Source organism: Microcoleus sp. D2_18a_B4 (assembly GCF_036702475.1).
Classification (GTDB): Bacteria; Cyanobacteriota; Cyanobacteriia; order Cyanobacteriales; family Microcoleaceae; genus Microcoleus.
On the sequence record NZ_JAUBTL010000072.1, the window covers coordinates 3,017 to 17,646 of the forward strand.

At 44.4% G+C, this 14,630-nt stretch carries 10 protein-coding genes; 5 read left to right on the forward strand and 5 right to left on the reverse strand.

Annotated features, from left to right (window positions below):
* The first annotated feature begins 167 nt into the window (after window positions 1–167).
* Entirely contained in the window at window positions 168–2,306 is a 2,139-nt protein-coding gene (locus QUB04_RS28455; protein WP_333289715.1) for a hypothetical protein, read from the forward strand.
* 657 nt (window positions 2,307–2,963) lie between these two features.
* Here the strand turns inward: QUB04_RS28455 and rph are convergent.
* Window positions 2,964–3,683: a ribonuclease PH gene (rph, locus tag QUB04_RS28460; RefSeq protein ID WP_333289685.1), complete on the reverse strand. Its 720-nt coding sequence runs from the start codon at window positions 3,681–3,683 to the stop codon at window positions 2,964–2,966.
* A 151-nt stretch (window positions 3,684–3,834) separates the two neighbouring features.
* The gene (locus tag QUB04_RS28465) at window positions 3,835–4,389 is read right to left on the reverse strand and encodes a nucleoside monophosphate kinase (protein WP_333289717.1); all 555 of its coding nucleotides are present in this window, start codon (window positions 4,387–4,389) and stop codon (window positions 3,835–3,837) included.
* A 357-nt stretch (window positions 4,390–4,746) separates the two neighbouring features.
* Between QUB04_RS28465 and QUB04_RS28470 the strand changes: the two genes are divergently transcribed.
* The gene (locus tag QUB04_RS28470; protein ID WP_333289687.1) at window positions 4,747–5,274 is read left to right on the forward strand and encodes a P-loop NTPase family protein; all 528 of its coding nucleotides are present in this window, start codon (window positions 4,747–4,749) and stop codon (window positions 5,272–5,274) included.
* Between the two features lie 127 nt (window positions 5,275–5,401).
* Here the strand turns inward: QUB04_RS28470 and QUB04_RS28475 are convergent, their stop codons facing one another.
* Window positions 5,402–5,665, reverse strand: a complete 264-nt coding sequence (locus tag QUB04_RS28475) for a hypothetical protein (protein WP_333289689.1) — start codon at window positions 5,663–5,665, stop codon at window positions 5,402–5,404.
* Between the two features lie 346 nt (window positions 5,666–6,011).
* Entirely contained in the window at window positions 6,012–7,511 is a 1,500-nt protein-coding gene (locus QUB04_RS28480; RefSeq protein ID WP_333289691.1) for a GUN4 domain-containing protein, read from the reverse strand.
* 612 nt (window positions 7,512–8,123) lie between these two features.
* Between QUB04_RS28480 and QUB04_RS28485 the strand changes: the two genes are divergently transcribed.
* Window positions 8,124–9,575, forward strand: a complete 1,452-nt coding sequence (locus QUB04_RS28485) for a hypothetical protein (RefSeq protein WP_333289692.1) — start codon at window positions 8,124–8,126, stop codon at window positions 9,573–9,575.
* Between the two features lie 55 nt (window positions 9,576–9,630).
* Here QUB04_RS28485 and QUB04_RS28490 read toward each other — a convergent pair whose 3' ends face one another.
* On the reverse strand, window positions 9,631–9,798 hold the full coding sequence (locus QUB04_RS28490) for a hypothetical protein (protein ID WP_333289694.1): 168 nt from the start codon (window positions 9,796–9,798) through the stop codon (window positions 9,631–9,633).
* A 553-nt stretch (window positions 9,799–10,351) separates the two neighbouring features.
* On the opposite strand from QUB04_RS28490, the gene QUB04_RS28495 reads away from it, so the two are divergent.
* Window positions 10,352–13,177, forward strand: a complete 2,826-nt coding sequence (locus QUB04_RS28495; RefSeq protein WP_333289696.1) for an ATP-binding protein — start codon at window positions 10,352–10,354, stop codon at window positions 13,175–13,177.
* Window positions 13,174–14,568, forward strand: a complete 1,395-nt coding sequence (locus tag QUB04_RS28500; RefSeq protein ID WP_333289698.1) for a response regulator — start codon at window positions 13,174–13,176, stop codon at window positions 14,566–14,568. The genes QUB04_RS28495 and QUB04_RS28500 overlap by 4 nt, the downstream gene beginning before the upstream one ends.
* Window positions 14,569–14,630: the final 62 nt, after the last annotated feature.

A 14,630-nucleotide genomic window follows, 5' to 3' on the forward strand; every position in this document is an offset into this window, starting at 1 on the left:
AAGCCACCCCTTTATCAGAAACACCAAACAGGTCTACTTCTGCTACAAACCAGGAACCCTCATCCCAAAATTTAGCCTCTGAACCTCAACCCACAAAACCCCAGTCAACTAATAATCCTAACGGATTACCCCAACCTTCTGCGCTATCTACTGACCCCGATTACATTATTCCACCTCCAAGCGCTCCAAGCGTTTCCGACCTTCCACAAGCCACCCCTTTATCAGAAACACCAAACAGGTCTACTTCTGCTACAAACCAGGAACCCTCATCCCAAAATTTAGCCCCTGAACCTGAACCCACAAAACCCCCATCAACTAATAATCCTAACGGATTACCCCAACCTTCTGCGCCATCTACTGACCCCGATTACATTATTCCACCTCGAATCGCGCCCGACGAAAAACTTAGCCCCTTCACGACTACTTTACCTCTCAATGACATTCCCATCAGCCATCTAACTGAATGGGAGTTTAGTGGTTTCCATACTTTTGCTGACACCACAGACAGCGATATTTTTTTTAATGGCACTCTCAAACTTAACAGTCGAGTCAGTGAAAGTTTAAGCCGAAATAATATTTATAGAGTAGACCAAAAAGGCACTTATTTCCAACTGCGGACTGTTCCCCTAGAACGAACAATTACAACGACAACTACCGCACCCCAAACCATGACGGGGTTAGAAATTCAAATGAGTTTAACGGCGGCTTGTATTTTTCCCAATACTCCCAGTGACCAACAATGTACTTATACCCCAGGTTTAGTTATCGATCGCAATAGTATAGATCCCGAATTTTTCGTACCTACCCGCGTCTTTCAAACGTCTCAGGTTGGGGAGGTTGTCAAACCAGAAACTTTGGCTTTTATGCAGCTTCCCGGCTTTCAAGGGGGAACCAGCAGTCAACCGATTGGCGTCGATTTTTATTTTCCCAATTCGGGTGCTTATCCGGGAAACAGCCAATCCCAAAAAACAAAAGTTGAGAGAAAAGAAGAAGTTGACTATACGATTGCAGGTACTGTTTCCCGTGTTCGTCAAGTTGTTAAAGCCAATGATCGAGAAGCCGTTTTAGGACGAACGATTCGAGGCTTTACTCTCTTTGTTGATGATGAAAATCGCTGGCTAAATACGGCAATTCAAGCGGGGGCGCAAATTTTACCCGATGTCATTCCTGACCTAGAAGGCAGTAAAAATCCCGTTAATACTAATATCAACCGCAACTTATTTTTAGCCGCTAATAATACTCGTTTACCCAGCAGTAGTTTTACAATCTATTCCGCCGGACTCGGACGGGCAGAAAGTTTAACGCCTAATGTCACCAGCTTAAATCAAGTTCCTAGAGCGAATTATAACAGCCTTTGGCTCGGTCTTTCTCCCGTGATCGATCGCAATATTGAAGATGGTCGAACCTTTTACGACCCAACAGGCCCACAAGTCACCCTTGTGGATGCTGGTGCAGAAGGTGGAGCAAATACCAATGTACAGTTATTCTCTGCGGTTAACCAAAATCAGTATTCTACTGCCAATTTGCAGAATTTTTATGCCCAAGTTTATTTAAGCTTTTTACAGCAAGATGTCAACTTTGTGAGAGAAAGTATCTATCGGGAAGAAACCCGTTACTATCCTCATCTCAGCTTTACCGGAAACTGGACAGGAAGCGAAGATATCCTGCGATACTATACGGGTGTGATTGCTTCGGAAAAGCCCAAACTCTATCTCGGTGCTGATTACACGAGAAATACGCTAAACAATTGGAGTTTTCGCGGGGGTGCGATTGGTTATCTCAACCCCGATCGCGATTATTACAGCCAACTTTGGGGGAGTGTAGCCAAAACCTTTCGCTTCAGTAGGCAGGCAAATTTAACCTTATCAACTGGCTTCAATTATGCTCTCGATCGAGAAACAAGAATTGGTGATGTACTTAGTATTTCACCAGCTAGTGAAGTTGCCGTTAGTGCTCGCCTGAATTGGGGAATTATTTCTCTGGGTTTGACCAACTATTTTGGTGATATCCTACCCAATTCCTACAACGATCGCTTACTGGCTGAGTTAACCATCCGTCCTCTAAGCACTCTCACTCTGTCTGGCTATATTGCCCCCATCGATAAAAACTCCACTCGCTCTCTCTACGGTGCTAGTGTAAGTTGGCAACTGGAAAATAACTACAACAGTCCTACCCTATCCATCAATTGGCAAAATAACCAATATGATTATGGTGATGATGTTTTCGGGAATCGTTTATTATTGAATGATAATGTTTTTACGATCCTTTTTCGCATTGGTTCTTCAGCTAATCCGCTCTCTCGTTAATCTTACCCAGATTAGAAGCCAACTAATTTGCTCAAATAAAAAATCCGACTTCTGCCTCATCCCCGCCTGTGAACCGTTTGAGAAAATCTAGGCCAATAGGGAGTCTCACCGAGATTAAGCTGTTGTGCATTTAATTTGTATGTTGAGGGCGGGTTCTCCTGCCCAACCCCTACTCCCCACAAGAGGAAAAAATAATTTTACTATGCAATTTAAATGCGGATTAGCTTACCTCATTTGCGAGTTAATCTGCTTCGGACGGCAGTGCCATAATATTTTAGGACACTAAGTACGGAAGAACCTTGGGAGCATCTCAATGAAAGCAGCCCAGCTAGAAATTGGAGTTTTGAGGCTCTCTTGCTGCGGGGCACGAGGCAGGAGGAAAGAGGCAGGAGGAAAGAGGAAGAACGAAGGAGCCAGAAGAAGTGTTTTTACAAACATGAGATGCTCCCAGAACCTTTAAACCTTTCTTTGAGCCTTTGATTAACATTTCAGCACAGTAAGTAAGGAAGAGCCTGATTTACAATCATTGTTAACAGATATATTTTCCTCTTTAGCCCAAATTTAACATATTTTTTGGGGCAACTTTTATCACTTATTTATTCACTTTCAACACTTCTGCTCAACTATTATACCTGAGAAAAATTGAATTAGATTTACCTACTCCACTAAAGCTTGCCGCTGAGCCTCCAACAATTCCTGAATCCCGATTTCTGCCACATCCAAAATTTGATTTAACTGACTCCGACTGAAACTTCCCTCTTCCGCAGTTCCCTGAATTTCAATAATATTCAAATCTCCATTCATTACCACATTACAATCAATTTCAGCCGCCACATCTTCAACATAATTCAAATCTAAAAATGGCTCGCCTTCCAAAAGTCCCACAGACACGGCCGCTACTTGGCGAATCAGAGGCGATCGCACTAAATCACCTTTTTGCACCAACTTGTTCAAAGCGTCAGCCACAGCCACAAACCCGCCAGTAATTGAAGTCGTGCGAGTCCCCGCGTCCGCTTGCAAAACATCCGCATCGACAAGTATGGTGCGTTCTCCCAAGAGTTGCATATCCAAGCACGATCGCAAACTGCGCCCAATCAACCGCTGAATCTCTTGAGTCCGTCCCGATAATTTCATAAATTCCCGCTCTTGTCGCTGCGGTGTAGATCCCGGCAACATTCGGTATTCCGCTGTTAGCCAACCTTGTCCGGTATTCTCCAGAAATCTAGGCACTCCCGGCTTGATTGTCACGCTGCAAAGTACCTGAGTATCGCCACTTTTCGCCAGTACGGAACCGCTAGCAAATTTGGTAAACTGTCGATCGAAACTAATCGGACGAATTTGATTTGGTTGTCTGCCATCGGGACGTTGGAAAGACATAAGCTAATTAGTAATTGGGCATGGGGCATTGGGCATTGGGCATTGGGACAGTTGTACGCTCGCGTAGCCGAAGTATCGGGGATTCGTAATTCTTCCTACTGACTACTGACTACTGACTACTGACTACTGACTACTGACTACTGACTACTGACTACTGACTACTGACAATTTTTAGAATATCCTGCTGGACTTGTTGTGGGGATTGATCCCCATCAATAGTTAACAGTTTGTTGCGGTATTCGTAATACTCTAAAAGAGGAATAGTGCGTTCGTGGAACAAATCGAGCCGACGCTGTAAAATTTCAGGGTGGTCATCCGATCGATCGCGCTCGATCGACCTACTCAGCAAAACCTCGATCGGCACTTTCAACAAAATCGCCCAATCTAGCTCCTGCGCCAAATCCTCTAATAAAAAATCCAACTCCTCAGCTTGAAAAGCCGTTCGCGGATACCCCTCCAACACCCAGCCATTAAAGACATCCCACAGCAGCAGTCGGCGGCGAAAGAATTCAATCATAGTTGCGTCGGGAACTAATTCCCCTTTTTCGACATAAGACACCGCCAGCTTGCCTAAATCTGTGTCTTCTGCGATCGCCTCCCGTAGAATATCCCCCACAGCCAGCAAAGGAAGGCTCAAATTGCTGCACAGTAGTTCAGCCTGAGTTCCCTTTCCCGCTCCTGGCCCTCCCAGAATCACCACTCTCACAGTCCCTGCTCCTAGTGCCGCGACATTCAAATTTTACGCGATGTGTGTACCTTTTCTTAAAAGCCGTGGACGCCGTAAGACTCTCATCACCTTGGTTTTTCACCCTATAACTGTATAAATGTCAAGCTCCACGCCGTATTTTAGTAAAAACAACCGCTTTCTGCCTAAGTGCTAATTGAGTTCAAAAATCGAACAAACGACTGCGAATGCCACTGCAGCGAGCTTTTGACAACTTGTATATCTAGCGTTCGATCCGATGTGCACTCGGCCCAGTACACTATATATTGTCAAGCAGGCTTCAGCCACGCCAAGGTCGGAGCTGCACTCAAGACTTAGTTGCTGATTAAATATTGCCCTATGGTTGCTCAGTTACAAACCCCTAAACTCAATTTAACCCACAGCTTGCCCTACACAGTTCAAGGGCTGGTGCAAGTTTTTACAGGCCCGCACCGCTGCTTTTTTACCAGTGTCATGGCTCAGGCCCTCAGAATTGCAGGACAGGGAGCTCCCGTGCTAGCGGTGCAGTTCCTCAAAGGGGGAATTAATCAAGGGCACCAGCATCCGGTGCGGCTGGGGCAAAATTTAGATTGGGTGCGCTGCGATTTGTCACGCAGCATTGAGAATGCCGATTTAGATGAGCTGGAGACGCGATCGATCGAACAATTGTGGCAGTATGTTCAAAATGCGGTGCGCGAAGGCCGTTATGCCTTAGTTATTCTCGATGAATTGAGTTTAGCGGTTAATTTGGGCTTGATTCCCGAAGCCGAAGTGGTGGAATTGATTGACAACAAGCCGCATCATTTGGATATGATTTTTACCGGGCCATCCATGCCGCAAATAATTTTGGATGTTGCTGACCAAATTACTGAAATTCGCCGCAGTTAAGGACAATGATTCAAGTTGCGATCGCATTTTTAGCGGTCGCATTTTTTATGTAAAAAAAAATATCTAAAAAAATAGGCGATCGCTTAGCTCAAAGAGCGATCGCACGCCGATCAATTTACCAGCGACGTTACGATTGAACTACCGGATCGAACACAACAGTCAATCGATCCGCCGGAACCATCCGCTTGAGAATTTTCAAGTGACCGTCTGCATCAGACCAACTGCGAAACTCACCCACAACCACCTTTTCCACATTTGGAAGCGAGCGAACTATAGTCCACGGCTTGAGACGTTTTTCTTGCAACATACTAAATAAATCTCCTTGGTAAATTGGAGCCAACGCCAGTCCCCATCTTTGGCCACGGCCGAGGACTGGCTTTTGACTTTGCAAACTTGCCCATCTCTAAGAACATAGCACAAAAAAAAGGGTTTGGGATTATATCTTATTTTTCGCTTTTTTTAGAGCTATTTTCTACATAACAGATGATTAAACTCAAAATTTGTTAACTCTTTAATTCCCAACTCAAAACTATTTCATGACTAAGACTTCGACTTCGCTTCGGGTGCAGCCTGACTAATAAATTTTGCCTTCTACCCTCTACCTTCCTTTTACTGAGATATTGCAGCATTCTCAATAAGTTTTTTATGAACAGGCAAGATGCCTGTTCCACAAAGAGTGAATTTTCTTGTGGAACAGGCATCTTGCCTGTTCTTGAGAATAGTGCAAGATGTGAGTTTTACAAATCCCGCCGCGACAGCAGAAACCAGATCCCACCCAAACCCAAAACACCGCACAAAACCCCGCCTTCCCACCCAAAAACAGTCCCCCCCGGCAAATGTCCCGGCTTTGCTTTAGAAGTAAAATTCAGCTCAGAATAGTATACCCACTGGCTGTTAACCCGCCAGCCCACTCGATCGCCAAACTTCTCCCAAACTGTAGCATCATAAACACCAGGCTTTCCCCCCAACTTGAGCCACAAACCCTTTTGCACAGAAAAACCGAATCTGCGGTGACTGTGCCGCACCCAAAGTTGATCGATAGTCTGCAAATCCTTAGCTGGAAACTTCCTAATATCTTCCTCGCTCAAATAACCCCGTGAATTTTGCTGCATCACCTCCAGCATTTTCACAGAAGTTTCCTCATCAGCACCACGCCAATTTTTAGCAGCCAGCAGCCTTGCCAAGTGAGAATAATCAATACCTTTTTCGGACTCTAAATTCACAGAAACTAACGCAGTATCAGTCACAGGTTGAGTCGGAACCGAAGGACTAACAACAGTTGCCTGCTGCGACTTTTCCAGCACGGGGACAACAACAACAGGAGGTTTTAAAGCATCCAAAACTTCCACAGCCGATTTGTAGCGATCTTTAACATATTCCTGAATCAACTTATCCAAAACCTGACCTAAATCGTCGCTAATTTGTGTTCCTTTTGGCAACGCCTCCCTCCAAAGCCACCGGCCTTCAAGCGGATCGTAAAGGTCATCGTGAATGTCCCCGTAGATATCTAAATAAGGCATAACAGAAGTCAGCAAGCGAATGCAAGTCACCCCCAAACTGTAAAGGTCGCTAGCAGGAACAGCCCTACCGTGACGCTGTTCTAGAGCCGCGTAGCCGGGAGTTCCCAACTTCGTTCCTGTTTTGGTGGGAGCAGCAGCTACTACCTGTTTGGAAACCCCAAAATCTATCAGCACTAACTTACGATCGCGAGCTCGGCGGATTACATTCTCAGGCTTAATATCACGGTGAATTACATTTCGGTCGTGAACAAACTTCAATAAAGGCAACAAATCTAACAGCAGTTCGCAAGTTTTAATTTCGCTATAAGCACCGTACTTATCTAACTCATCCTTTAAATTATTGCCATCAATAAACTCTTGCACTAAATACAAGCGCCCATCTTCCTCAAAATAAGAAATTAACTGAGGAATTTGCGGGTGCTTCAGTTCGTATAACCGCCTTGCCTCTTGTTCAAACAGTCGAACATATTTTTTAAAATGACCGGGCTTCCGCTGAAACTCTTGAGGGGGCGACAACTGTTTAATCACGCACAATTCCTCAAATTTTCCATGATTAACAGCTCGGAAAGTCCTGCCAAATCCCCCATCGCGCAGCGGTTCTGTTGCTGCATAAAGGTCTTTTAGCAGCAGCTTTGAACCACAATTAAGACAATACTTTGTGCCTGGTGGGTTCTGACGCTTGTCTCTTGGGCAATCGAGATTAAGGCAGTATGTCATATATTAAAAAAATGCGAACAAAATTATAGTCAGGGTTTTATATTATTCAAGAGTCCGATCGCAAGCTGGTTTTTGTAGAGGCGAAACCTCGAACCTTACGGAGGCCGCAGCCACCCTCGCGATCGGAGGGGGCGCTCTCGCCCGACTGCCGCCCCTGAGCAAGTATAACTCTCTTGAGGGTTTGACCTCAAACTCGAAGTCCTCATCTAACCTTAGACTCCGCTGCGTGCAATACATTTGATTTAGCGGTCAAAGAGCCACCAGATCAAACAGAAATAGTAATTTATTACCAGCCCCGTGAGTTCTGCAACGCCAAAAAAACTGAGGATTCCGCCTGAGATATAATTTTATTGCCAGAGAGAAGCACACTAACGGGAGCCACAGCTTCCGTCAAGTTCGATCGACCTTAATATTTTAGCAGTATAATTTTTTATCGAACCAAGCCTAATCAACAGTCCAAAAATATCCAACAAACGCACGTTAAAATAAATACTAGCTTCCTCGATAGCAATCCGAGCTCGATCAGACACTTAGCCAGTTTTCCCTGTTTCCTTTTTTCAGCTATTACCAGTTACATCTAATTCGATCGGTCTACTTAATTAGGAACCGCTAGTGACACCAAAACTACTGCCCTCTCCAACTCCCAACTCCCGCAAAAAATCACCAAAAGTACCTTGGTTCGAGCGGTTCATGGCACTGGTCGCCCTGGGAAATTTAAGCCTAGTAATATTTGACATAACTTACGTGCCCGGACGTGATTTCTACCTCCGGCAACTGCCAGTTCTAACTCAAGTATACGACCCATTTAAAGGAATTAAACCCCACCGAGACACCCAGCAATATCTGGAAACCTTAGAAGAATTAAAAATTCAAGTAGTGCAAACAGGGTTGCCATCTCCCCAAGTAGCAGCCAAATTGCAGGAAATAAACAATCTGAGCGCGAAAATGATCGACGAAGATCCCTTTCGAGTAGCATCAAAAAGTGGCACCCTAGAAAAAATAAAAGACCGGATGCGCGATCGCGTCCCGAATCCGCAAGACTCCGCTAAACAATCATTCCAAAGATTTTGGAGCCCTGACTATTTAAACAAACAAGGCTGGCAAAAAGAAATCCAGTGGTTTGACTCCAAAATCAAGCCATTAATCGCCACCAACTATTACCGCGAGATTGGAGACAACGGCGAATTCACCGATAACTTCTGGCTAATCGACCTGCCATTTATTGCCATATTCGCGATCGAATTTCTAGCCCGTACCTACTGGATCACCCGCCGCCACCGCAGCGTCACTTGGCGAGCAGCCATGCTCTGGCGATGGTACGACATCTTCATGCTTCTCCCATTCTGGCGCCTGTTGCGAGTATTACCCGTCACAATTCGCATCCACCAAGCCAAAATGCCGGATCTCCAACCCATACGCACCCAAATCAGCCGAGGTTTCGTCGCCAACTTCGCCCAAGAATTGACCGAAGTTGTAGTAATTCAACTCATCAACCAGATGCAACAATCAATTACCACAGGCGAACTGGCTCGTCAACTATTTCAATCTAAAAAACAGCGCTATCTAGACATCAACAATATCAATGAAATAGAAGCGATCGCCACCCATCTCGTCCAAATAACCGTCTACAAAGTCCTCCCCCAACTCCAGCCAGACCTAGAAGCCCTCCTCCGGTACAATATTGAAAGCTTCCTCAAACAATCCCCCCTCTATCAAGGATGGAAGCAAGTACCCGGCTTGGGAAACCTGCCCGAACAGCTAGCACAGCAATTAGTTGCAGAACTCTCAAAATTAGTCACCCTCGGCCCCCAAGATGCCTACGAAGCCTTCAAAATCGCCAGCGAAGACCCCATAAGCATAAAACTTTCAAGCCAGCTAGTCCAACATTTCGGGCAAGCTTTAGGAACCGAACTGCAACAGCAGCAAACCTGGCAAGAAATACAACTGCTGCTGTGCGACTTCCTAGAAGAGTTCAAAATCAACTACATTCAGCGGTTGAGCGAAGAAGACTTCGAGAAAATTTTAGAACAAGCCAAAGAACTGCAACGGATAGCCCCGCGTTAGCGCAAGTCTCCACCGCTTTACTTATTTTTTTTCTTCCCCAATTAGCAATTAGCAATTAGCAATTACCCTGCTGTAACTCCTGCACATGAAACTTGCTGGAATTGTAAAGTTTCATGTGCGATCGGCATTCTCTACGAGAGTCATCTGCAGGGTTGTGCATCACATCTTGAGCGCGGTAGTGAGTTAGACCGCCGTTAGGGTTCTCAGCGGCCTGGCGTGTCATGTTTTTAGCGAGAAAGGTCAATCGATTTTAGATTTTCGATTTTAGATTTGAGATTGAAGCATTGACCCCACCGATAAATTCGGGGGGCAAGTTTCATCGGATACAGGTTTTTTATTTCTGGACGGATGAATCCGGGGGCTTGTATCCTGGATGCTTTCGGTCAGTTTTTTTAGACGTACATTATATCAATTTATATGTAAGTTTGATGAGATTCTACTTTTTAGAGTCAATCTGTAAAGTAAAGTTAAAAATCACTACAAATAGCTCTAAACCAAGTAATCTATTAGATATGATTGCTAACTGGTTTCCTAAAGGATAAAAAAAATTACCAAGGCTAAAAAAACTAAGGCGCGTCAGTATCTTTAGTCAGATATTATTATACCACTATCAGAGAAAACACGTAAGTAGCCATGCTTGTTTAAGCAAGTTACTGTCTCAAACTTTTCACTAACTATTATAGATTGCTTTTCAATATATATTTCCTCAGCCTCATTTCACTCTTCTCCACTGAGATTTTTCAGCCAACTCGTTACCCCAGGAGTAACACCAATAAATGTCACAGACCTCTGCAACCACTTTCCTGTCAAACCGTTATAAAAAAAAGGTGTCCCTGCGCCTGATTTTAGTATTGCCATTCGTTCTGCAAATATTTGCAGCCGTCGGGCTGACAGGCTGGCTATCCTTACGCAACGGGCAAAAAGCAGTCAACGAAGTTGCTAGCCAGTTGCGGAGTGAAATTACGGCCCGCATCCAGCAGCAGCTCAACACATACCTAGATACAGCTCCTCGCGTCAATCAACTGAATGCCAATGCCCTTCGCCTAGGATACTTAAATCCAGACGAATTGGAGAGTATGGATCGCTATTTGTGGGAGCAAATTCAAGCCTTTCCTTCTCTGCCCAATATGGGCTTTGCTACTAACACGGGAGAGTTCATTGCCATTGAACGCCAAGAGAATGGCAAAGTAGTTTTTAAAAGAGCAGACAAAGAGCATCGGAATGAACTTCATATTTATGAATCTGATAGCAAAGGCAATCAAACGAAGCTCTTAAAAGTCTCCCGCAACTACGATATACTCAACCGTTCATGGTATAAAGACAGTGTACGCTTAGGCAAGCCCACATGGAGCGAAATTTTTTCGATTACAGGTCAGAAAACCCTCTCGCTTCCTGCCGGACATCCAGTGTATGACGAAAGTGGCGAACTGCGCGGAGTATTCGTTGCTAATTTTCTGATCTCTTTCCTCAGTGACTTCCTGCACAGCTTAAAAATGGGTCGATCGGGACAGACATTCATTATGGAACGTTCGGGACTCCTAGTAGGCAGTTCAACTCTCAAAGAAGCATTTATCACCAACAATGGCAAACTCGATCGCCTGAATGCTTTAGACAGCAGAGATGATTTAATTCGGCTGACAACAGCGCATTTAAAAGAACACTTTGGCGACCTCACTAAAATTAATAGCTCTCAGCAATTGGATTTTACGATCGCCGGTCAGCGGGAATTCCTCCAAGTTATGCCCTTTCAGGATAGGCGAGGATTGGACTGGCTGATCGTCGTCGTAGTTCCTGAAAGCGATTTCATGGATCAAATTAACGCCAATACCCAGACTACCATTTTGTTGTGTTTGGGAGCCTTGGCGCTGGCTACCGTTCTGGGAATCTTAACCGCACGCTGGATTACCAGCCCGATTCTCCGTTTGAGCGCAGCTTCTAGGGCGATCGCCAGTGGCGACTTAGAGAAAAATGTGCAGGTAAAAGGCATAGAAGAACTAGAAGTCCTGGGTCAGTCTTTCAACCTTATGGCACAACAGTTGCGCGAATCCTTTGAGGCGCTAGCCAAGACCAATTCCGAGCTAGAAATCCGAGTAGAAGAACGCACCGCTGAACTCACGGAAGCCAAACAAATCGCTGATACTGCCAACCAAGCTAAAAGTGAATTTTTAGCGAATATGAGTCACGAATTGAGAACGCCACTCAATGGAATTTTAGGATACGCTCAAATCCTAGAACGCTCAAAAACGATGGCTCCGAAAGATATCCAAGGCATCAGTATTATTCACCAGTGTGGTTCCCACCTGTTAACCCTGATCAATGACATCTTAGACCTCGCTAAAATTGAAGCCCAGAAATTGGAACTGTACGCGAAAGATTTCCATTTTCCTTCCTTTTTGCAGGGAGTCGCGGAAATCTGCCGCATCCGAGCCGAACAAAAAGGAATTGCTTTTGTTTATCAACCCAGTTCGGAAATTCCTGCTGGCATCTACGCTGACGAGAAACGCTTGCGACAGGTACTAATTAACTTACTGAGCAATGCAATTAAGTTTACCGACGGTGGAGGGGTGACTTTTAAGATAGAACATCTGGAAAAGGGGACAGGTGAAAAGGTACAAAGCCATGACCAAAAGCCAGCCTCACCAATTCACAAAATTCGGTTTCAAATAGAAGATACTGGCGTTGGTATGACACCAGAACAATTAGAAAAAATATTTTTGCCTTTTGAACAGGTAGGAGACAGCAAGCGGCAGGCGGAAGGAACCGGACTCGGTTTAACAATTAGCCAGAAAATTGTCGAAATGATGGGTAGTACAATCCAAGTAAAAAGCCAGTCAGGAGTCGGCAGTGTTTTTTGGCTTGATGTGGATTTACGGGAAGCGGCAGACTGGGCAAATACAGTCACGATTGCCAAGCAAAGAAAGCTGGTTGGCTACCAAGGTAGAAAACAGAAAGTTTTGGTTGTGGATGACAAATGGGAAAACCTCTCGGTGATTGTCAATCTGCTGGAACCGCTCGGCTTTGAAGTAACCGAAGCTAAAAACGGTCAAGAAGGTTTAGAAAAAGTAGAAGAGTTTAAGTTCAATTTGATTATCACTGACTTAGTGATGCCAGTGTTAGATGGCTTTGAGATGATGCGCCGTATCCGAAATTTGTCACACTATAAAGATGTGGCAATCATTGCTTCATCTGCCAGTGTATTTGCTACCGACCAACATAAAAGTTTCGAGGGGGGAGCAAACGATTTTCTCGGTAAGCCAGTGCAGGCAGAAGAGCTATTTGAGATGTTGCAAAAGTATTTAAAACTTGAATGGATATATGAGGAAGAAAAGCATGAAAAAATCAGCACTATTCCTTTTTCATCAGATGCTCAATCACTTTCTGAATCGCCCTCTGTAGTGGCTCCCCCGCCCGAAGAAATTGAACTTTTATTTGAACTGGCGATGAGAGGCAACGTGAAAGGAATTGTGAAGCGCAGTGAGCACCTAGAGAAGTTAGATCAGAAATTTGTGTCCTTTGCTGTTGAGCTGCGCCAGTTAGCCCAAGGCTATCAGGTGAAAAAAATAAAAGAGTTTATTACATCCCACAGGATAGAAACAGAATGAAGGCAGCAAATATTGAAACAAGTAGCATCTTAATCGTCGATGATAATCCTAGCAATCTGGACGTGCTTTCTGAAGCTTTAGCGGGTTTTGGATGGGAGATATTGGTAGCAACTGATGGCGAAACTGCCATCGAACAGGCTGAATATACTCAGCCGGATTTGATTCTGTTAGATGTAATGATGCCAGGAATTGACGGGTTTGAAACCTGCCATCGCCTGAAGGAAAGTCCGTTGACGAACGAAATTTCGGTAATTTTTATGACGGCTCTTTCTGACATAGGAGATAAGATCAAAGGCTTTAATCTAGGGGCTGTGGATTACATTACTAAGCCCTTTGAACAAAAGGAGGTGTTAGCTCGCGTCAACCTCCATTTAAAACTGCGTTCTTTGACTAAAACTCTCGCTGACCAAAATCTGCTTCTCAAACGGGAGATTGAAGACCGGCTCGCAGCAGAAGCAGCGTTACATCAGCTCGCACAGGAGTTAGAAAAACGGGTGGAAGAACGAACGGCTGAACTTTCTCAAGCTTTGGATAATCTTAAAAAAGCTCAGGTGCAAATCGTTCAAAGTGAAAAGATGGCTTGTCTTGGTCAACTTGTAGCTGGGGTAGCTCACGAAATTAACAATCCAGTTAGTTTTATCTCCAATAATATCCCTATTGCCAAGGAATATATTGCCGATTTGATCGAGATGACTCGGCTTTGCCAGCAGCACAACGTTACTTCGACATCAGAATTTGAGGATAAGTCCCAGGAGATTGAGTTAGATTTTATTGTGGAAGATTTGCCAAAAATTATTGATTCAATGGCGCTAGGAACAGAGCGACTTTACAATCTTTCTATGTCACTGCGTAATTTCTCTCGCTTGGATACATCGGCCCTAACGCCAGTGAATATTCACGATGGGCTAGATAGTACCTTATTAATTTTAGGGCATAGACTGAAATCTAAAGGAAGTTTCCCAGGAATTGCAGTGATTAAGGAGTATGGGGAATTGCCGCTAGTAGAGTGTTATCCGGGGCAACTTAATCAGGTATTTATGAATATATTGGCGAATGGAATTGATTCTTTAGAAGAGTCTACGATTAGTTGTCCGCTGTGCGGAGAAAAGAAACAGAGCAATGACACTCCACAGATTCGGATCTGCACTGAAATGCTTCATGATGACAGAGTGGTGATTCGGATTGCTGATAATGGGGTTGGCATAACTCAGGAAGTAATGCAGCATTTATTCACGCCGATGTTTACTACTAAATCAGTAGGTAAAGGGACAGGTTTAGGTTTGTCTATTAGCCGTGAGATCGTAGAACGAAAACATGGTGGTAAGCTGACCTGCATTTCCTCGCCAGAATGGGGGGTAGAGTTTGTAATTGAGCTTCCAATTCACCATTAGTAATGGGGATTTTTTAGGGCTAATTTTAGTTTGGCTGTTTTGTCAATATACCGTTAATATTG

What these genes read in the sequence shown, in the direction of transcription:
- QUB04_RS28500 (WP_333289698.1), top strand. Translation starts at nt 13,174, where the DNA reads ATGAAGGCAGCAAATATTGAAACAAGTAGCATCTTAATCGTCGATGAT.
- QUB04_RS28470 (WP_333289687.1), top strand. Translation starts at nt 4,747, where the DNA reads ATGGTTGCTCAGTTACAAACCCCTAAACTCAATTTAACCCACAGCTTG.
- QUB04_RS28480 (WP_333289691.1), bottom strand. Translation starts at nt 7,511, where the DNA reads ATGACATACTGCCTTAATCTCGATTGCCCAAGAGACAAGCGTCAGAAC.
- QUB04_RS28495 (WP_333289696.1), top strand. Translation starts at nt 10,352, where the DNA reads ATGTCACAGACCTCTGCAACCACTTTCCTGTCAAACCGTTATAAAAAA.
- rph (WP_333289685.1), bottom strand. Translation starts at nt 3,683, where the DNA reads ATGTCTTTCCAACGTCCCGATGGCAGACAACCAAATCAAATTCGTCCG.
- QUB04_RS28490 (WP_333289694.1), bottom strand. Translation starts at nt 9,798, where the DNA reads ATGACACGCCAGGCCGCTGAGAACCCTAACGGCGGTCTAACTCACTAC.